The 20,971-nt window shown below is 51.6% G+C and carries 15 protein-coding genes; 6 read left to right on the forward strand and 9 right to left on the reverse strand.

Annotated elements, in window-relative coordinates; genetic code table 11:
- Positions 1-4: 4 nt before the first annotated feature.
- The 4 genes from SPICO_RS00785 (at position 5) to SPICO_RS00800 (ending at position 4,220) form a co-directional block, all read left to right on the forward strand.
- On the forward strand, positions 5-1,747 hold the full coding sequence (locus SPICO_RS00785; RefSeq protein WP_013738792.1) for an alkaline phosphatase: 1,743 nt from the start codon (positions 5-7) through the stop codon (positions 1,745-1,747).
- Positions 1,748-1,825: 78 nt separating this feature from the next.
- A complete protein-coding gene (locus SPICO_RS00790; protein WP_013738793.1) occupies positions 1,826-2,248 on the forward strand; it encodes a hypothetical protein in 423 nt (140 codons plus the stop codon).
- Positions 2,249-2,286: 38 nt separating this feature from the next.
- Positions 2,287-2,982, forward strand: a complete 696-nt coding sequence (locus SPICO_RS00795; RefSeq protein WP_013738794.1) for an ABC transporter ATP-binding protein — start codon at positions 2,287-2,289, stop codon at positions 2,980-2,982.
- Complete coding sequence (locus SPICO_RS00800) at positions 2,979-4,220, forward strand: ABC transporter permease (RefSeq protein ID WP_013738795.1); 1,242 nt, start codon at positions 2,979-2,981, stop codon at positions 4,218-4,220. Before SPICO_RS00795 ends, SPICO_RS00800 begins: the two co-directional genes overlap by 4 nt.
- Before the next feature lie 179 nt (positions 4,221-4,399).
- On the opposite strand, the gene SPICO_RS00805 is transcribed toward SPICO_RS00800, so the two are convergent.
- The 7 genes from SPICO_RS00805 to SPICO_RS09605 form a co-directional block, all read right to left on the reverse strand.
- The gene (locus tag SPICO_RS00805; protein WP_013738796.1) at positions 4,400-5,752 is read right to left on the reverse strand and encodes a hemolysin family protein; all 1,353 of its coding nucleotides are present in this window, start codon (positions 5,750-5,752) and stop codon (positions 4,400-4,402) included.
- Positions 5,753-5,912: 160 nt separating this feature from the next.
- Positions 5,913-6,536 carry a DUF47 domain-containing protein gene (locus SPICO_RS00810; RefSeq protein WP_013738797.1) on the reverse strand — a complete coding sequence of 208 codons (624 nt, stop codon included), beginning with the start codon at positions 6,534-6,536 and terminating at the stop codon, positions 5,913-5,915.
- 13 nt (positions 6,537-6,549) lie between these two features.
- On the reverse strand, positions 6,550-7,593 hold the full coding sequence (locus tag SPICO_RS00815) for an inorganic phosphate transporter (protein ID WP_013738798.1): 1,044 nt from the start codon (positions 7,591-7,593) through the stop codon (positions 6,550-6,552).
- A 305-nt stretch (positions 7,594-7,898) separates the two neighbouring features.
- Positions 7,899-8,756 carry an EamA family transporter gene (locus SPICO_RS00820; RefSeq protein ID WP_013738799.1) on the reverse strand — a complete coding sequence of 286 codons (858 nt, stop codon included), beginning with the start codon at positions 8,754-8,756 and terminating at the stop codon, positions 7,899-7,901.
- A 1-nt stretch (position 8,757) separates the two neighbouring features.
- Positions 8,758-11,598, reverse strand: a complete 2,841-nt coding sequence (locus tag SPICO_RS00825) for a TolB family protein (protein ID WP_013738800.1) — start codon at positions 11,596-11,598, stop codon at positions 8,758-8,760.
- Positions 11,599-11,702: 104 nt separating this feature from the next.
- Entirely contained in the window at positions 11,703-11,966 is a 264-nt protein-coding gene (locus tag SPICO_RS00830; RefSeq protein ID WP_013738801.1) for a metal-sensing transcriptional repressor, read from the reverse strand.
- 344 nt (positions 11,967-12,310) lie between these two features.
- Positions 12,311-14,422, reverse strand: a complete 2,112-nt coding sequence (locus SPICO_RS09605) for an RCC1 domain-containing protein (RefSeq protein ID WP_013738802.1) — start codon at positions 14,420-14,422, stop codon at positions 12,311-12,313.
- Positions 14,423-14,949: 527 nt separating this feature from the next.
- Here SPICO_RS09605 and SPICO_RS09610 point away from each other — a divergent pair.
- On the forward strand, positions 14,950-15,831 hold the full coding sequence (locus SPICO_RS09610; protein WP_013738804.1) for a phospholipid/glycerol acyltransferase: 882 nt from the start codon (positions 14,950-14,952) through the stop codon (positions 15,829-15,831).
- Positions 15,832-15,864: 33 nt separating this feature from the next.
- Here SPICO_RS09610 and SPICO_RS00845 read toward each other — a convergent pair whose 3' ends face one another.
- Together SPICO_RS00845 and SPICO_RS00850 are read right to left on the reverse strand one after the other, a co-directional pair.
- Positions 15,865-17,601: an ABC transporter ATP-binding protein gene (locus SPICO_RS00845; RefSeq protein ID WP_013738805.1), complete on the reverse strand. Its 1,737-nt coding sequence runs from the start codon at positions 17,599-17,601 to the stop codon at positions 15,865-15,867.
- Positions 17,598-19,331: an ABC transporter ATP-binding protein gene (locus SPICO_RS00850; RefSeq protein WP_013738806.1), complete on the reverse strand. Its 1,734-nt coding sequence runs from the start codon at positions 19,329-19,331 to the stop codon at positions 17,598-17,600. The genes SPICO_RS00845 and SPICO_RS00850 overlap by 4 nt, the downstream gene beginning before the upstream one ends.
- A gap of 316 nt (positions 19,332-19,647) precedes the next feature.
- Here SPICO_RS00850 and SPICO_RS00855 point away from each other — a divergent pair, with 316 nt between their 5' ends.
- Complete coding sequence (locus SPICO_RS00855; protein ID WP_013738807.1) at positions 19,648-20,955, forward strand: extracellular solute-binding protein; 1,308 nt, start codon at positions 19,648-19,650, stop codon at positions 20,953-20,955.
- Positions 20,956-20,971 lie beyond the last annotated feature (16 nt).

Consider the following 20,971-nt stretch of genomic DNA (forward strand, 5'->3'; position numbering starts at 1 on the left):
ACCCATGAAAAAGAAAGTATTGTTGTTTCTTGCAGCGATGGTCTTTGCCGCAGCCAGTTTGCAGGCCGTGACCATATACCCGCTGGACAAGGCAGAGATTCTTGCCGGTGCGCGTTTTGACTTCAAAGTTGAATTTGATGAAATCCAGAAGAACGTGGATGTCGATGTGACCATCAATGGCAAAAATTACTCATCTACAATCGGCAGGCGTTCTGCCCTCGTCACAGAAAAAGATGAAGCAGGCATGTCCGCTTCCGCGCTGATTGTCCGTGATGTTACGCTTCCTGCGGGGAAATATGTGGTCAGCGCCGCTGTCAACGGGAAGATTGCCAAGAGCGTCACGTGGACTGTCAATGAGCAGGCTGAACAAGCTGTCGCCCGCAACGTCATCGTCCTGGTCGCCGACGGACTGTCCATTGGCCACCGCACCGCCGCCCGTCTGTTGTCCAGGGGCAATGTGGAGGGAACATCCCAAGGCTTGCTCAACATGGACAAGATGGATCGTCTTGGCACAATGGGAACCAGCTCCGTTGATGCCATCACCGTGGACAGCGCCAACTCGATGAGCGCCTACATGACCGGACACAAGTCCAGCATCAACGCTTTGGGCGTCTATGCCGACCGCACCTCCGATCCTTTCGATGATCCGAAACAAGAGAACCTTGCTGAAATCATCCGTCGCACGACGAAGAAATCCATCGGCATCGTGTCTGACGCCGAACTCCAGGATGCCACACCCGCCGCTGTGGTCGGCCACACCCGCCGCCGCGCCGAGAAGTCCGCTCTGATGAGTTCCTTCCTCGATGTCATGCCTGAAGTCATTCTTGGTGGAGGCAGCGCCTACTTCATCCCGAAATCAGTCCAGGGTTCCAAGCGTACTGATGAAATCAACTACGTCTCCGAATTCCAAAAAGCTGGCTACCAGTTCATCACGAGCAACACAGAGCTGTCCAAGCTTCGTGGCATCGCGGCTCCTGACAGGCTCCTTGGACTTTTTGCTACCGGCAACATGGACGGACACCTCGACCGTACCCTTACCAAAGGCAAGGGATGGTCAGCACAGTTCACCGACCAGCCTGACCTCACCACGATGACCCAGGTCGCCTTGGATGTCCTGTCCAAGAACAAGGAAGGTTTCATGCTCGTCGTCGAGGCCGCCTTGGTTGACAAGTACACGCACCCGATGGATTGGGAACGCGCCGTGTACGACACCATCATGTTCGACAAGGTTATCGGCATTGCCCAAGATTTCCAAAAGGAGAATCCTGATACGCTCATCGTCGTCACCGGCGACCATACTCACTCAATCAGTGTCTACGGCACGGTCAACGACGACAGACCTGGCGACAGGCTCCGAGATAAGGTCGGCACATATGCTAACGCCGGTTTCCCGAACTATGTCGATGCTGACGGCGACGGATATCCCGACACGCCGGATGTCTCAATTCGCCTTGCGGTCGGTTTTGGCAACCATCCTGACTACTATGAGACCTTCAAACCGCATCTTGACGGAGTGTTTGCCCCTGCTATTGCGAACGAGAAGGGTGACTATGTGGCCAATGCACAGTACAAGGACAAGGGAATCTTCATGGAAGGCAACCTTGACTATACCGAGTCCCAGGAAGTCCACTCTGTCGATGACCAGCTTCTTTCAATGAGCGGTCCGGGCAGCGAGCAGGTCAAGGCATATCAGGAGAACACGGCAGTGTTCCACTATATTGCCCAGGCTCTTGGCCTCCAGCCGTAAGATTCATTCTTACTGGTACCGGGATGGACGGATGAACCGCCCATCCCGTCACTTCATGCAAACAGGGGAGTGTTTTTTATGAGGAAGATAGCATGTGCCGCGTGTATTCTGTGTGTCTTGCCTGTCCTTTCCCTCTACAGTGTTTCCGGCATTACGTTCGATGAGTTTTATAACTACGGAATACTGGGCATGTCGTTCACTGACAAACTTCAATCACTGGAAGGCGAGACTGTCCAGATAACCGGTTTCATGGCTCCGCCGCTCAAGGCAAAGGGTAATCTTTTCGTCCTGACGAAAAATCCTGTTTCCCTATGTCCCTACTGCAACAGTGACGCGGACTGGCCATCCGACATTGTGGTCATCTATCTTGAACACCCTGAAACGTTCAGACAGCTCAACAGGAATATCACAGTGACAGGCAGGTTGGAGATGGGTTCGTATACGGATTCGATGACGGGTTTCGTCAGTCAATTGCGTCTGGTCGATGCGACATATAAATGACATATGAGTCTATGGCCGACAGGCCGAAGGAGGATGCTATGGGTGCATCTCTGGTTGTTCATGACCTGGCATGGAGTTTTGCTCCGGGAAACATTCCGTTCATAAGGATTCCCCGCGTTGAAGTGCCGGAAAAAAGCGTCGTCGTCCTTACGGGGCCGTCAGGAGCCGGTAAATCGACTTTGCTGTTCCTGTTGGCGGGCATGGAGCATCTTCACTCTGGGTCTGTGACATGGGGAAAAAATGACCTTGCAACAATGACGAACGATGCGCGGGATGCTTGGCGGCGGGATAATGTGGGCATCGTCTTTCAGGATTTCCAGCTCATCCCTTCTCTTTCCGCGCTGAAGAACGTGCTTCTGCCGTTAACTTTCTCCCACTTTATCATACCGCCTGAAACCCGGATTCGTGCAGAAGCCCTGCTTTCTCATCTGGGAGTCCCGCGCATCCATGCCCTTGCGGGAAGCCTTTCCAGGGGAGAGATGCAGAGGGTTTCCATAGCCCGCGCCTTGATGAAGAATCCTTCAATCATCCTGGCGGATGAACCGACGGCAAGCCTTGACGCTGGCAATGAGGATACTGTTTCCACTCTGCTGCTTACCGCCGCGCGTGAAAATGGAGCCACGCTTGTCATCTCATCACATCAGAAGAAAGTGAAGGATGACGCTGACTATATTCTCGACATCTCTCATGGACAGATGGTTTCGTTCAATGAACGAAAAGGGGGAACGACATGAACCCATTATGGATGGTCGGGGCGGACATGAAGAAGAACGTCCTGGCAAGCATAGGCACGCTCCTTCTTCTGGCGATAGCTTTTTCCGTCAACGTCGCAGCTCTGGCACTGGAACGGGCAGTGGTGGATTCCGCCGCTGAAACCGCGCAGGAATATGATCTTGTCGTCGGTGCGCCGGGGAGCAGTACCGACCTTGTCCTTGCCACGGTCTTTCTCCGGACTGAAGATGCTCTGCCTTTGATGGATTTTGAAGTATACGAAGAACTGAAGGAAGATTCGCGGGTCGCCGCTGTGTCTCCGTTCACGATAGCCGATTCATACCAGGGCTTTCCGGTTATCGGCATCAGTGAGGATTTCTTCATAATCAAGCAGTCTCTCATCCCCACGGAAGGCCGTGTCTTTGAAAAAACCTTTGAGGCTGTCGTAGGAGCTGACGTCAGTCTAAAGGTCGGCGATGCCTTCAAGAGCGTCCATGACTATGTGGAGGAACAGGCGGGGAATGAGCATGGTCATGAAGATATTTCCTACACTGTCGTGGGAAAAGCCGCAAAGACAGGTACTCCATGGGACAAGGCAATCATCACGTGGTATCAGAGCCTCTGGGAAATCCACGGCTACCACGACCATGACCATAAAGATGAAGATAGGGAAGAAGCGGAGCATGAGGAGGTTGGAAAAGAAGAACTCCATGAGGAGCCAAAAATCGGCGCTGTACTGGTCAAGCCGCTCGACTTTCCGTCGGCGTATGCGCTTAGGGCGGAATACCAGAACAATGCAGGACGCACGACGAGCGTTTTCCCTGCCGAGGTTCTGACGTACTTGTTCGGACTTTTCGGTAATTTTAAAGCAGTCATATCCACATTGGGTAACATGCTGCAAGCTTTGGTTTTCCTCTCTGTGATTCTCAGTCTGCTGGCAACCCTTCCATCCAAGTACAGATGGATAGGGCTTCTCCGGACTCTCGGAGCAAGCAGGGCATATGTGTTCCAGACGCTCTGGATGCAGTCAGCGGTGATTTTTCTGCTCTCCGGAGTGATAGGTTTCTTTGTCGGGCAGCTTGCCGCCGGTACGCTGTCGTCGTTCATAGATTCCGGGACAGGTATGAACATAGCCATCACCATCCAAAGGGAGGATTTTCTGCCGCTCTTGGTCTTCTGGTTCATCGGACTGGTCGGAGCGCTGATACCGGCGTTCATCGGGTTCTCCGTCTCACCCCGCAAGGCGGTGCTGGGGCAATAGCCGGTACCATCAGCCTTCGTTTTTACACGCGCTGCTCTTGGTACTCGCGCTACACGGCTTTCGCCCAAGCCCTTGGCACCATCTTTCTTGCAGGCTGCCATGCGGCGTGAACACTGGAACCCGCCAAGGCGCATATCATGGAAGTCATGAGGCAATCACGGAGACTGACAGCCCTGTCGTCATTCTCCGTCGGTCGTTTCTTCCTGTGCCGTGCCTTCTTTCCGTTTGGTTGCGCTCCGGGAAATGTACAGTCTGAGGATTTCAATGCGCTTGTCCTCAACCTTTTCCACATGGAAAGTGAGATTCCGGTAGATGACATCCTCAACGTCCTCGCTGCCTGACGGGATGCGGCCCAACAGTCCGACCAAGAAACCTCCGATGGTTTCGTATTCATCTTCCGGAAGGGCAAGACCCAATTCTTCGTTGACTTCATAAATCGGAACGATGCCGCTGATTAGATAGGAACCGTCCTCCTGTGCCTGGATGACCAATTCTTCTTCATCATGCTCATCATAAATACGACCCATGACGTGTTCTATCAAGTCTTCCATCGTGACCAGCCCCAGCGTACCGCCATATTCGTCCAGGATGATGGCCATATGCGTCTTGGTCTTCTTCATCTCACGGAAAAGATCATCGGCAAGTTTGCTGAAGGGGACAAAATAGGGAGGGCGGATGATTGATGTCAGGTCAAAGCTTTCTTCATCATGTCCGTAGAAGGTGAACAAGTCCTTGATGTGGACGATTCCTATGATGTTGTCAATTGAATCCCTGTAGACAGGGAAGCGTGAGTAGTGACCGTCATTTGCCAGGTGGAACACTTCGGACATGGACGCCGTTTCCGGTATGGCCACTATGTCGGAACGGTGGGTCATCAGTTCTGAGATGGGGCTGTCGTTGAAGTCGAAGATGTTGTGAATCATTTCCTGCTCATCATCTTCAATGATTCCGGAATCACTGCCTGCATCGACCATGAGACGTATGTCTTCTTCGGTCATCGTCTGGTCGGCATCTCCCTTCCTGATGCCGAAAAGCCTCAGTACCAAATTCGTGGTGAATGTCAGCAGGGCGACGAAAGGATAGGTAGCCAAGGATAGCCAGCGCAAGGGGATGGCGACAGCCAAGGCAAGGGAGTCCGCATATCTAAGCGCGACCTTCTTGGGCACAAGCTCTCCGAACACGAGCATGCAGAAAGAAAGGATCAGCGTGATGAGCAAGGTGGAAATTGTTTTCAACGTACCGGCTGAAATGGTGATGCCGGCAGTGACCAAGGCATCAACAAGGTATCCGGAAAGAGAGTCCGCGGCAAAGGCTCCGGAGAGAAGACCTGCCAATGAGACTCCGATTTGGATTGTCGCCAAGTAGCCGGTGGAGGTTTCCTTCAGCTTCTGGAGAGCCAGGGCGCGTTTGTTTCCCCGGTTGGCGAGAACTTTCATTCTGTTCTCATTGGCGGAGAGAAGGGCGATTTCCGAACCTGCGAACACTGCGTTGAGCAGAATCAGAACCACTTGCATCAGAAGTGCAGTTAACATTTTGTCCTTCCGTATGTACGGGATGTCCCCTGTAGGAGACGCTAAGTCCTTGCGGTGGCAAGGACTTCATGCTTCTAGATTACAATGGGGCATGGCGGAGCGTCTAGTGATGGGACAGGAATGGATGCGGGTATTTCACATCATCTCACAGTATCGCGCATCATCTGTTCTTTATGGCTATCGCTTCAATCAGATCGGCGACATCCTCGCAGGCATCCATCACGCTTTCCATGCCTTCATAGATTTCTTTCCATCTGATTACCATGAGGGGATCGGCGTTGTCATCGGCATAGAGGGTTTTCACACAGCTGCGATACAGGCGGTCGGCGGATTCTTCACAATGGTTGACATCTATGATGTGGCGTGCCAAGTTCTTTGATGTCTTGAAATGCTCAAATTCCTTGAAAGCCTCCTGCAAGGTGACGCAGGCTTTGACCATCAGCGTAGATATGGGCAGGATGTCTTCCCGCACTGTCTTGACGGACAGCATGTCGAGCGTCAGCGATATGTCCTCAATAGCATCAGTGATGGAATCTGTCTGGCTTCCGAGCTGGAGCAGATCCTCACGGTCGATTGGGGTGATGAAGGCGCGGTTCAAGTGGTAACAGAAGTCGTGGAGTTTTTCATCAGCCTCATGTTCAATCGCGTGGATGGCATCAGCGGCATTCTCTACGTCAGTATAATTTCTCAGCAGGTCATCAAGTTTGACTGCGCAACGGACAGAGCAGCCGATCATGTCCGTCAACAGATGATAATAGTTTGTTTCTTTCTTTTTCCCTAGCATGGGCGGATTCCTCCTAGAAGATGTATAGGAACAGCTTGGCCATAAGGAAGCCGAGCAGTCCGCAGCCGGGAAAGGTAAGCAGCCACGCTGCCACCATGTCCTTGGCTATGTTCCAGTCAACGCTGGAGACCCTGCGGCTGGCCGCGACGCCCATGACCGCTGTGGTTTTCGTGTGCGTGGTGGATACAGGTAGTCCGGTAAGGGTTGAGAGCAAAAGGGAGACACCTGCCGACGCATCTGATGCAAAGCCTTGGTAGGGGCGCATTTTCACCATGTCCAGGCCGACCGTCTTGATGATTTTTTTGCCTCCGACCAGCGTTCCGATGCCCATGATGGATGAACAGACCAGCATGACCCAGAGAGGAATGTTGAACGTACCGTCAGCCGCTTTCATGGCGTTTCCGTTCAAGAACAAGGCAAGCATGAAGACGCTCATGAATTTCTGTCCGTCCTGCGCTCCATGGAGGAATGCCATGAAGGCGGCGGCGGCAATCTGGGCGCGCCTGAAGAATCCATCCGATCGGGCGCGGGAGTAGCGGCAGGCCATTTTTTCTATGAACCTGACGAGAAACCAACCCAAGCCGAAGCCTAGCACCGTGGATGCGACAAGGCCGATGAGAACCTTTGACCATTCTGCCATGTTGATCGCTGAAACGCCTCCCAGAGCCAGGGCTGCTCCGGTCAGGCCGGCAATGAGGGAATGGCTTTCACTGGTGGGGATGCCGAACCACCATGCGCCGGTCGCCCAGACGACAATGGCGAACATGGCCGCGGCAAGGACTATGATGGCATTCTGTGTGCTGTCTCCGACGTTGGCAAGCTCGCCGCGCGGACTGAAATCAACCATTTTACTGATGGTATCGGCGACTTCCGTACTGATGCTTGTCATAAGCAGGACGCCGAGGAAATTGAAGACAAAGGCCATGAAGATGGCTGAATTGGGACTCATGGCACGGGTTCCGACCGCGCTTCCTATTGCATTTGGCGCGTCAGTCCAGCCATTGACAAAGATTACGGAAAGAACAAGCACGATACTAGCGATAAACGCAAAACTCACCCGGAAGCCTCCATGTTTATTGGAAAAAGCAGGGGGAAATACCCGGCTAGTATAAAGTTTATGGCGCGGCCTTTGTATGTGTCAACCAAGTACACATGCTTATTTCATGAAAAATTAACATTTTTGTAACAATCGAGATATTTTTAAAATAGACATCACACGAGAACGGAAACAAATAAATATTCAAAATTTTCAAAAGCATAAACAGTCTTAACCTGTCCACAAGCGCATGGCAAGGCGATGGAAGCCCTTTCTTGAATTTTGAAAATGCCTCTTGAATATGTTATTTCATTTTCATGAATGAACTATATCAAAAGCATACCCGTACCCGCCGTGATAAGCAACAACCCAAGAATTGTGCGCGGACGCGCTTTTTCCTTCAGGAACAGCCAGGCCGCCAGCACCGTCACCACAATGCTAAGCTTATCCACCGGAACGACGATACTGGCCGGTCCCAGTTGCAGGGCACGGTAGAAAGCCAGCCATGAAATACCAGTTGTCAACGCGCTTGTCATCAAAAAGAGCCAGCTTCGGCGAGGAATGCTCATGATTAAGTGAGTCTTTTTCTGGCTTATGACAATGACCAGTGACATAATCAGGATTACGCCCGTCCTGATTGCCGTTGCCAAAGTGGAATCTATGTCCTTCAGACCGATTTTCACCAAAATTGACGTAGCAGCCGCACAAAACGCGGACAGGATTGCAGGCACGAACCATGACGTGAATCGGGAACCTTGGTAATCTCCCTTTCTGTCCAACATCAGCCATGTACCACAGGCCATGACAGCCATGCCTGCCCAGGAAACACGGGTAGGGACTTCGTGTAAGATGGCAAAGGCAAGCAGCATGGTGATGATCGTACTGCTTTTATCAATCGGAGCAATCTGGTGGACATTCCCCCTCTGGAGAGCCGTAAAATAGAAAAGCCACGACGCTCCGGTCGCCATGCCGGAGAGAATCAGGAAGATGAAGGATTGCAGGGGAATAGTACCGAGGCCAATGCCGCTTCCGGTAAGCAGAACCATGAGCAAGGAGAAAACAAGGACAAGGGCAGTCCTCACTGCCGTCGCCACATGGGAGTCCACGTTCTGCAACCCTGCCTTTGCAAGGATTGCAGTCAATCCGGCGCTTAAGGCTGAAACGCACGCGAGGAACAGCCACATATCATAAGACTCCTATCAGCCGATGAGATGATGCCCCTATGCCCATTGTGGTTCCCAACATGGAGACATAGCCGCGGACGCTGTTGCGCGCGGGGCTGTAGATGACGCCTATCTTAGGCGTTATTGCGGATAGAGACCCTATTTTCAGGGTGATTCCCAGCTCAGCGCTGAGGTATACGTCTTCTTCCCATGCCATGCCGCTGTCAAGCAGATATGCCATGCTCTCCGCTTTCAGCGTCAGTCCGATTCCCGTGATTCCCCCGTAGCATGGCAAAGGCTGGTCGATTGCCCAGGGGATGCTGTAGGAAAGACCGGCGCGGAGCTTTGCCCGGAAGTCGGTATGGGTTTCCCATGGGGAAGCAGAGGATACAGGACTGTTGGATGGAAGCAGGATTGAAGAAATCCGGTGATCGGTGAGACTGACTCCCAGGTCGGCATCCAGACGCACTACATGGTTAGCCCGACCTGCTACGGCTTTCTGGACAGACAGGAATGCAAAGGCAGGACTCCATGCGTTGCCTGCGCTCTTGTCCTGAGAAGCTGACACTGACATGCCCATCAGGAATCCATCTCGTCCGAACAGGGCAGTGACCGGAGCGGATTCATTCCAGTCATACTGAAGTGTGATTTTTTCCTGAGACAAAGCAAAACCTTCTGACAGGTCAAACCCCAGATATGCCATCCCTGCAAGATGGAGCAGACCGGTTCCCCTGAATCCGATTTTACGAGCCAAGGGGACGGTCACAGCAGTCTGCGATTCAAGCACTGACCCCGCGCCGGAGCCTCCATTGAGAGAAAACCCAATGGCCGTCTGTTGTTCCAGAACAAAGGGGCCAGGCGAATGTCGGTAGAGTGCATAAATGCTGATAATCTGTTCTGCCGTCTGCCATGTCGCGGAAAGATTCACGGAATTTTTCTGCAAAAGACTGTCGAATGATGCGCTGACGCCATACACCCCTCCGGTGGAGTCGCCGAACTCCAATCCTAAGACAGGGAACCAGTATGAGAAACGTGGGATATCATGATATCGTGATGTCGGAAATTCCTTGGAGGCTTCTTCCGACTGTTCCTGTCCTGACGGACGATGTTCTTCTGTTTTCCAGATGACTGGTTCGTTAAGAACCTCCGTGGCAGGGATGGAACGGAGTGCCTGCCCTTCGGCGGTAGCCGTGGCGTATATGTACCGCTCTCCATCCCGGATTGCCCCCAGGACACCAGAGGGGTCGCGTGCCAGAAGAAGAATGGAGCTTTCGCCATCCGTATTCTTTGATGAAGAAATGTCTGCGCCATACAGGGCGAAGGTTCCGTCCACATCACTTGAGAAAAGCAGCGTGTCGGAACCACTGAAACGAGGATATCTAATTTCCGCACGTCCTGGCGGGACTACGCTCCTGATGCCATCTTCATCCATGATTCGCAGCGATGACAGGCCATGGGAGGTCTCGATGAATGCAATGCTCCGACCGTCGGGAGAGAACCGAGGTTCATAAACGCTTGTCTCAGGATTATCATAAAGGACTTCACCGTCCCCACCGTCCATGGGTATCCTGACAAGCCTGTACCGGGTTCCCGTTGCTTCAATGGCTATGAGCTTCTTCCCATCAGGTGAAAGAGCAGGATGGAGGAACCTGCCGCCTGACGTGAGCCAGACGGATGAGTCGTCATCCACATTGTACAGCACAATGTCCGCATAGCTGACTGCCGCTGTTCCAATGGCTCCATATTCCCAAGATGTACTATGGATGCGGCTATACGCAACTTTCAGACCATCATCGCTCGCAGAGAAAGAGAGTCCGTCAGCTCCGGGAATTACCGCCAGCATGCTAGTTTCCGTCTCATTTGCACCGTAGCGAACCATGCGTGCCGTCCGGTCAGGATGCGCTGTCAGTCCTATCAATCCCGCTTCTGTCCTGTAGGGCAAGGAGTACGTACCTGGTTCATCCGGGGAAAAAAGGGTTCCTGTCCTGAACCGTGAGCGGGAGGCCAGTTTATCTGCCTGTTCCTTCAATGCCGCCGAGAAAATCTCTAAAGCTGTCATCCCCGTATGGGAGCGGAATGCGGAATCCATCCCCAGGAAGGGAAAACCGGTGAATTGGTTGTTGATGGCTATGATTGTTTCTTCCCCGTAATGATGCACCAGATAGTCAACCATCAGATAACCTGTAAGATAATAGCGGCCTGACGGTGGCATATGAGAAGAATATGAGCCCTGTGCGAGCGACCACATCTTTTCTTCCAGCAGGGGAGCTTCCCATTGGAGGGCGAAAAGAGGAGAATCTCCACGACCACCCTCGGAGTAGACGGATTCCGCATAGACGGTGAGTCCTTCTATCCACCACAGGGGCATGAGAACCTGATTGAAAGCGATCATTCCCGGTCCGAATATCGCAAGGTATTTCCCGATTCCTATCGGGGATGTCAGGTGCAGGTAGTGGGTAAGTTCGTGGGTGAACACCGTCTTCAACCAATTTTCCGTCCGCGTCCCAAGAAAGCGGTCGTCAGGTGAGGTAAGGTACAAGGTGATGCGGTTAGGCATTGGAGCGAATGAGCCATTGGCAAAAGCCGTCCTGCCGGCGAGAATCACCGGAATCTTTCCTGACGGGGCATGGTTCAACGCCCTGGAAATCTTTGTGTACGTCTCATCCGCGAATGAGGCAAGCTCATACGCATGGTGGCTGTCTTTTGGTTCGAAGATTATGAGAAAATGCTCCGTCTCGCTCTGTTCCCATCCCCGGTAAGGCTCTTGTCCGGATGCATAAAGTGGCGTCAGGGCAAGGAAAGCCAGGCTAAGCAGGAAAAGAACACGACCACAGGCAAAAACTGATGTCAAAAAGGATTTCATGTGTGTCTCCCTGTACTCACGATACCCTGAAATAGCGGTGAAGAAAAGAGTATAGGGCGTTCCGGGCTATGATAAGGAGAGAGCAAGGAAAGGGAAGCCCCGCCTTATTTCGCCAGCTTGTCCATCACATGGAGGATTTCCTCAATCTTCCTGCGGCTGTCATCGGTTTCCATGACCTGTGCGACGCACCCTTCAAGATGGGCGTGAAGGATGTCACGGTTGATGGTGCGCAAGATGGCTTGTGTCGCCATCAGCTGGTTGGAGATATCCATGCAATAGCGGTCTTCATCGACCATCTTCATCAGACCGTCAATCTGTCCCCGCGCTGTCTTGAGAAGGCGTGTCACCTTGTCCCTGTCCGCCCGCATCGCATCCTCCTGCTGTCGTAGAAACTACACCCCCTGAGGGGTATCTTGAATATAATGAAAAAACCTCTGGCTGTCCATGAAGCGTTTCAAGGAACGGCGTTTCCCTCAATGCGAGGTCGTCACAAAAGTGTGAAAAATTTAACCGATAACCCCTGACCATGAGGAAAAACGCAGACGGCTTATGCTATCACCGCCTCACGGTATAACACCGTGTGGTATTGACGCAATTGTGGATTACCGTTGTCGTGAAAAGTGACCTCCGTTTGCATGTGGCAGAACGTATACGGGGAGAGAGATAACTCCCGCACGTTGCACTGTGCGTGGTGGAGGTCACTTCAGAGTATCTAAAAAATTACCTGCACGGGCGTGTTTGTGTTGACTATAGTGTTATCACCCAGTTGACCTTCATCGTTGAGTCCAGTCGCCCAGAGCGTGCCGTCCTTCTTTAAAATCATCGTGGTGGAGGCTCCGGTGGAGACAGCCGCGACATCAGGCATAACCAGCACGGGCGTGTTTTTGTTTTCATTATTACCTAGACCCAGTTGCCCCGTCGTGTTGTTTCCAGTCGCCCAGAGCGTGCCGTCCTTCTTCAGAATCATCGCATGGGATCCTCCGGTGGAGACAGCCGCGACATCAGTCATGACCCCGACCCCACCAGAACCCTTGACCTGTACGGGTATGTTTGTTGTATAGGTGGTCGCCTCGTCGACACCCAGTTGACCATAAGTGTTGTCTCCAGTCGCCCAGAGCGTGCCATCCTTCTTCAGAATCATCGTGAAAATGTCTCCGCCGGAGACAGCCGCAACATCAGAACCCATGGACGAAACCTGCATGGGCGTGCTTTTGTTTTCATTATTACCGATACCCAGTTGACCAGAATAGTTGTTTCCCGTCGCCCAGAGAGTGCCGTCCGTCTTCAGGATCATCGTGTAAATGACTGTGGCGGAGACAGCCGCGACATCAGGCATAACCTGCACGGGCGTGGTTCTGTTGTTCTGATCTCCGACACCCAGTTGACCAAAACTGTTGAATCCAATCGCCCAGAGCGTGCCGTCCGTCTTCAGGATCATCGTATAATTCAATCCGGCGGAGACAGCCGCGACATCAGGCATAACCTGCACGGGCGTGCTTTTATTGGCCGTAGTGTCATCACCCAGTTGACCATACTGGTTGGCTCCCGTCGCCCAGAGAGTGCCGTCCTTCTTCAGGATCATCGTATGGGTGGCTCCAGTGGAGACTTCCTTGACATCAGTCATGAAGTCGTTGGGATCGGTACTAGCCTTGACCTGAACGGGCATGGTTCTGTTGTTCTGATCTCCGACACCCAGTTGACCCGCTCCGTTGTATCCAGTCGCCCAGAGCGTACCGTTATTCTTCAGGATCATCGTGTGAGTGTTTCCGGCGGAGACGGCTCGGTATGGTTTGAACGTAGCGGCCCCGTTTATGCCGTCACCTTCATCCCATTCTCCAATCTCAATCTCAATAGCGGCAACGGCGACTTCTTCATCAGAGGTATTGAGCGTCATGTTGTAGACATGCTGCTTGCCTTTGTCAAAGTGAATCAGATGCTTGTCTCCGTCAGCTACAGCACCGGTGGTACTTGGCTTCCATGTGTATGTACCAGCTCCAGCACCACCGCTCAGGGTAAACTCCAGAATTAAGTTATCCAGAGCAAAAGTGTTGCCCGTAGGTATCAGCACAGCCTCGAACCTGCGCTTGCCCGCATCATAGTCTTCTTGACCAAGAGTGTCGGAAACGTTCCGCATGTAAATAGTCTTGTCGGAATTATTGGGAGTAGACAGACTTCCGTCATTCAGATTAATACTGACTGTCGTGTGCAACCCTTTGATTGTAGCGTCAAGCGTACCGTCATCAATGGCATCCTTATCAACGGTCGTGCTCGGAATGATGTTGACAATCAGGCGGGAAAGCATGTGGTCAAGTTTCAGCTGTACCGTCGAGGTATTGTTCTGTACATTGTCGGTGCGTCCCCACAGGGCGTCTGCCATTCCAGTCTCCTGTTCCCCGTTGCCTCCTGTAATGACATCCAACAACACCTGATCAGCGCCAGGGTACATGGCTGGCACATAAGGAAAGAAGGCGATGAAATCAAACGTATCACTGGCATTGTTGTCAATGTCATTCCACTTCAGGGTATTGGCATCATCGACAGGAATGAAGCTGGAGGTCTGGGAGGCAACGTCAGCCTTGTAGTGTTTGTTGGCGCGCTCGGTGACGGCACTAGCTACCGGATCTTCATGATCCAGCATGTAGATGCTGACTACATCACCAACCTCCCATTCGGAATTGGCTGAGACTTTGCGTCCTATTTCCGTGGAGAAGCGCACTGCATTGGTATGTGAGACATTCAGTTTGCTGTCGCATGAAATAAAGGTGATAAGAAGCATCAGAATGGTCGTAAGAACTATAAAGACTGGTTTGCTAAATTTGTTCATATGCAGCACTCTCAGATTCTCTCTCTCTCTCTCTCTCTCTCTCTCTCTCTCTCTCTCTCTCTCTCATGGTGTCTTTTCCTTTCTCCGTAAAGAAGATGACAGCATATCAGCACAACCAATGCGGAGATAATAATATATGGTAGTGTAAATCCGTTATGAGCAGAAAGCTATTACCCAAAAGTATTATTTTGCATGAAAAGCAGAGAAAACCATATAATACTTTCGGGTTAGTTAATGATTTTAGATGTTATTAGTGTTAATAAATTACATTTTGAACGTACACAATGCTAAGATACAGGGTGGATATCAGAATGTTTGTATCAATGACAACTTTCATTCCTGTTCCCGTCTTTTCCTTGCGAAATTCCTTGATCATATCCATGTTGTACGCTTTGTTCCCAATCACCTTTACTCTCCCTGTCTCTGTACGATACACTTCTTTGTGACCAGAGGTTTGATTTCCTTCAACTCCGCCTTGCTTTGCAAATTCTCGTGGTATCAACTTTGTTCAAAGAGGGGACCGCCTGATGCAGAATTCCGTTCCGGAAGGAAAATTCTTGGATGTCCATGAGATAGCAACTTCCGTGAGCCCCCGGCTTGCGAAAAAGATACCCCGATGGGTGGAGAACATAATTGCCCGCCTCATCCATGAGAATGACCTCAACAAGATGTGGAAACAGCACGAACATAAGGAACCTTTAGCCTTTCTCCAGGGCATCAATAAAGATTTCAACCTTACTACCACTTTTGAGAAGGAAGAACGCATCTCCGAAATAGTGGGAAGGAACCCCATATTCGTGGCGAATCATCCGCTGGGAGGAACAGAATCCCTGCTGTTGATGGAAAAAATCGCTTCATATGACACTTCGGTAAGGATGATTACCCGCAAGCTGTTCATGCGCGTCATTCCCCTTCGGCCTTTCTTCCTGCCCGTGCCACAGACAAAGGAACGGGAAGAAATCGCTGACTTTCTTGATGCCGTCAAGGAGCCGGGACCCATCATGATATTTCCGGCGGGCTATTGTTCCCGTCCCCTCTCAAACGGCATCCTCTTTGATTATGAATGGAAATCAACATTCGTCAAGTTCTCCAGGACATCCAGTCGCCCCATTGTCCCCGTGTACATAGAAGGGCAGAATTCACGGAGATTCTACTACGTAAGCTGGTTGCGCCGTTTCTTTGGCATCAAAGCTTCCCTGGAATCCATCCTCTTGGTCGATGAGATGTTCCGGCAGAATGGCTCACATATAGTCTTCAAGGTAGGCAAACCCATTGATTATTCTGTCTTCTCGAAAGACCTGTCTGATTCCGAATGGGCATGCCGCATCCGCCAGCATGTCTTCAATCTTTCCTTGGACATTGACGCTGAATTTTCCCCTGGACTCCCCCTCACGCTTCTTGATGCATAAAGTGCATGAGATACGTAGGGTGGGGCATGAACCTCATGCTCCGCTGGAGAACTGGCTGGTATAGAGGGCGTAATAGGCACCCTTTTTTTCCATCAAGGCGGCATGCGTTCCTTTTTCCACAATGGAACCCTTTTCCATTACAAGGATTTCATCGGCATTCCTGATGGTGGAAAGGCGGTGGGCTATGACGAAAGTCGTGCGCCCCTTCATCATGCGCTGGAAAGCCTCCTGGATCTTTTTCTCGGTGAACGTATCAATGTTGCTTGTCGCTTCATCAAGGATGAGCATGGGAGGATCGGCCAGCATCACCCTGGCAATGGTAAGCAATTGAACCTGCCCCTGCGAAAGTCCTGAATCATCCGTCGCCAGAGGGGTATCATATCCGTGGGGAAGACGACGGATGAAAGAATCAGCATCCGCTTCCATGGCCGCCCTAATCACATCGTCCCGGCTTGCCTCCGGTCGCGCATAGGCAATGTTCTCATGAATTGTCCCGTCGAACACCCATGTATCCTGGAGTACCATGCCGAAGTGCCTGCGCAGTCCGCTTCTCGTCAGCCTGCGGATATCCGTTCCGTCCAGGAGGATCGCTCCATGATCCACATCATAAAACCGCATCAGCAGGTTGACCATCGTCGTCTTTCCGGCTCCCGTGCGGCCGACCAGCGCAATGCGACTTCCTGGTTTCACCTGCATGTCGAAATCTTGGATTAACTTCCGCTCGTGTTCGTAAGCAAAGCTGACATGCTCGAATGAAATTTCTCCGGTGCAGTCGTCCAGTCGGACAGGATGCGGATCATCAGGGACTTCCTCAGGGGCATCGAGGATGGAAAAAATCCTTTCCGCTGATGCTGCCGCCGCTTGTATCTGTGCCATCACGCTTGTGATTTCATTAAAGGGCTTGGAGAAGATGACGGCGTAAAGAAGAAAACTGGACAGTTCGCCCACGCTCAGGTTTCCTGTCAAGGCGGCGAGGCCGCCTATGATGCCGACTACTGCATAGGTCGTATTGTTCACTATGCGTGTCGAAGGATTAGCCATGGCGGAAATGAACTGAGAACGGGTTCCGACCTTCTTCAGCTCCTGGTTCATCTTTGCGAATGTCTCCCGTGCCTGCTGCCCATGATTGAATGCCAGCACTTCAAGCTGTCCGGTAATCATCTCCTCCGCATATCCGTTGATGACTCCCACGTATCGCGCGGTCTCACGGAACAGCTTTTGGGAACGGACGGTGATGAAGCGGGCTACCAGATAGGCAAGCGGAGAAGAAAGAATGATTACTCCGGCCATCAGAAGGTTGATGGAGAGCATGAACACTATGGTTCCCGCAATGGTGATTATCCCTTGGATAAGGGCGTTCATGCCCTGCAACATACCATCGCTGACCGCCTCGGCATCATTGATGAAACGTGTGGCGACATCCCCGTGGGAGGCGGTGTCATGGAAGCGGATGGGAACCCGCTGGAGCTTGGAGAAAAGCATCTTCCTCAACCTGTGGCTGGCCTCACAGGAAAGCCTGTTGTCAAGATAGACGCTTATCCACTGGCCGACCATACCAGCGGCGTAGAATATGGCAAGAATGCCCGCCATGCGGAAAAGCAGGGGGAAATCTACATTGCCACGGCTTTTCAGGCCATCGATTGCCTTTCCAATCATTTGGGGAGAAACCAAAATCCCCAAGACGGACACCAAGGAAAAGACAATGACGGCGGCGAACATCAGACGCTTGTCTTTTAATATCTGGAAAATACGCCGGAAAATTGATGTCATGAAGCAGCCTCCTGTCCGGTGAGCTGTGACATGCAGATATTTCTGTATACACCGCAGGATTCATGGAGGCTGGCATGGGAACCGATTCCGGCTATGCGCCCATTGTCACAGACAATAATGATGTCGGCGTCCTTTACGATTCCGGCACGCTGGGAGATGATGAACATTGTACGGTCGGGAGCGTCCCGTCGGATGGCGGTACGTACCAAGGCTTCCGTCCGGAAGTCAAGGGCGCTGGTCGCGTCGTCGAGGATGAGGATGTCCGGCTGTCTGATCAAAGCGCGGGCAACGGCAATCCTCTGTTTCTGGCCTCCTGAAAGATTCCGCCCGTCCCGGCTCACCGGGGAGTCATATCCCGCTGGCATCTCCATGATGAAATCATGGGCTTGGGCAAGGGTGGCGGCATGTCTGACCTGTTCGTCAGGCGCTCCAGGATTTCCCCAACGGATATTGTCCGCGATGGTTCCTGAGAATAGTTTGGTTTTCTGCGGAACAAAGCCTATCTTCTCCCGCAGCACAGTCAAAGGATAATCCTTCACATCCCGCCCATCGACCCTGACTGAACCTTCCATGACATCGAAGAACCGGAGAATCAGCGCGGCGATGGTGGACTTGCCGCTTCCGGTCGCTCCGATGATGCCGACGACCTTTCCACGGGGAATGGTGAAGTCGGCATTGTCCAGGACAGGTTCCCCCGTCATGTTGTAACCGAAGCGCACATGGGAGAACCCCACCGCCTCGCCAGCAATGGCCGGAGTCTCAGGAAAGCGTGGATTTTCTATGATATCCGGAGTTATGTCAAACACGTGGTTGATTCTTCCTGCCGCGGCCAAGGAACGAGTAAAGAGAATAATCAGGTTTGCCAATACCAGCAAAGCGACCAGAATTTGGTTCACATAGGAAATGAAGGCAATCAAATCACCTTGGGAAAGCGTACCGCCTTCTATGTGTATGCCTCCCTGCCAGAGTATTGTCAGGATTACTAGATTCACCACCAAGGATGTCAGCGGAGAATAAAGCGCGGAAAGTCTTCCTATGCCAAGCCCAGTGTCGCGTACACCATTGTTGTCAGAGGCGAATCTCTTTTCCTCATAGTCTTCCTTTGAGAAAGCGCGGATGACCCTGACCCCGGACAGGTTTTCCTTTACACGTCTGCCGAGGATGTCCAGACGGCTCTGGTAGGAACGGTAGAGTGGTGAGGTGAAGCGGGTCAACAGGTAGATGATCAGACCAAGGAACGGGGTGGCTGCCAGAAGAATCAGCGCAAGACGGACATCAAGGGAGAACGCCATGATTAAGGAACCGATGATGATGAAGGGGGAACGTGAGACAAGCCGTATCATCATGGCTACCCAGAGCTGCATCTGGTTGACATCATTTGTCAGCCGATTAGTGAGGGTGGAGGCTCCCATATCCCGGACTTGTCCCGGCGAAAGGCTCATGATATGGCTGAACAGCTTGTCCCTCAGCATGGTACCGAAGCCCTGGGATGTGTAGGAGGCAACGCGCTGGCATACCCAGGCACACGCAAAGCCTGCGAAGGCCAGTATCACCATAAGTCCGCCCATTTTCAGAACATAGGATTTGTCCTGCATGATGACACCATTGTTGATGGCCAAGGCCATGATGGTCGGCAATGCAAGTTCGCAGATTACCTCAAGGAACTTGAGCAAAGGTCCTATGATGACTTCTTTCCTGTAGTTCCTGAGATGCTTCATCAGTTTGAACATATTCTCATCCTTACCTATCCCTATACCTGTTCCTATGAGAGATGACTATACAGAAAAATAAAATATATTGGAAATGTTTGGTATTCCTGTCCGCAAAGCATGATTCAGAATGATGGCAACAGGGGAGAAGGGAGCTTGAACACTGCCTTGACTGCATATCCGGTTGATATTTTCTTCAAGGCAAGAGACGGACATAGCCACTGTTCATGACGGACGCATCAGGATGAATAAAATGGTTCAAAAACAACAAAAACCTTCACTTGTAGCACTTTTGTCCTGATGGGATAGTAAAGTCAGACTAAAAAAGGGGGCTTGTATGAAGAAAACTTTTACTTTTCTCTTGATCGTCTTGTTGCTTCTTCCGGCAGTTATTTTTGCCCAAGGAGGAAAAGACAAAAAAGAAGACGGTATCATAACAATTAATTACTGGACTCATGAGGATCCAGCAAGAACGCAGCTGGAAACAGAACTGATTGCTCAGTTTGAAGCGGACAATCCGAATATCAAAGTCGTGAGATCCACACAGGCCGCAGTCAAGCAGATTGAGCTGGTGCAGACTGCTTTTGCCGCCAACCAAGGGCCGGACATGTTCAACCTGCCCATTGAAAACCAGTTTGCCTATATAACCAATGGGCGTGTTGCTCCTGTCGATGCCCAGGCCGCCGGATACGCGGACATAAGTGAAGTGTACGCAAAGTATGCGCCACACGTCCTTGATGCCGTAACGGTCAATGGCAAACTGTATGGCCTGCCCCTGGAACTGACGAACTGGGCGATTTATCTCAATAAGAAAGTCTTCCAGAGCGTTGGACTGGATCCTGAAAAGGATTATCCGAAGACATGGGAAGACATGATGGAGATTTCTGAAAAAATCGTCATCCGTGACGGAGACATCATCGTCCGCCGTGGTTTTGATTTCCGCTACCCGTACTATCTGACAGAAATGGTTCCCATGGTTGAGCAGTTGGGTGGACAGCTTATCAGTGATGATGGCAAGACGGCGATTGTCGGGGATGAAGCATGGCTCAAAGTGCTTTCCTTCATGAAGGAATGGGGACCAAGCGGACGCAATCTGGGCTCTCCTACATATAAAGCCGCCCGTAACCTGTTCAATATGGACAACAACGACATAGCCATGGCTAACACGGGGCTCTATCAGCAGGGACGCATTGAGAGTGACAACCCGGAATTCTTCAAGAGCGGAGACTGGATGGTCGTACCGTTCCCCGTCTTCAAGGATGCGGTTCGGGATGTGGCATCCTGCTATTATGGACATTACTTCATGGTGAACGTTGATTCCAGCCCTGCGGTGCAGAAAGCCGCATGGAAGTTGGCGGGCTTCCTGCTCTCCCATGGAGAAGACTATCTGACACGTGGCGGAAATCTCATTCAACCGACGAAAGCACTTCTTGAATCTGATACGTTGCGCAATATGCCGTACAGTGATGTATTCATCAACGACATGGCGCGGGCTCATATGGTCTATTTTGAAGAAAACAGCGCGGAAATACAGACACTGATTCGCAATGCGGTGGAGTCTGTCATGCTTTCAGGAGTTTCCCCTGAAAAGGCTCTGGCTACACTCAAAGCATCCGTTCAGGAAGTCATTGACGAGCAAAGATAAAAGTTCCTATTCCATG

It is taken from the genome of Parasphaerochaeta coccoides DSM 17374 (assembly GCF_000208385.1).
GTDB classification, from domain to species: Bacteria; Spirochaetota; Spirochaetia; order Sphaerochaetales; family Sphaerochaetaceae; genus Parasphaerochaeta; species Parasphaerochaeta coccoides.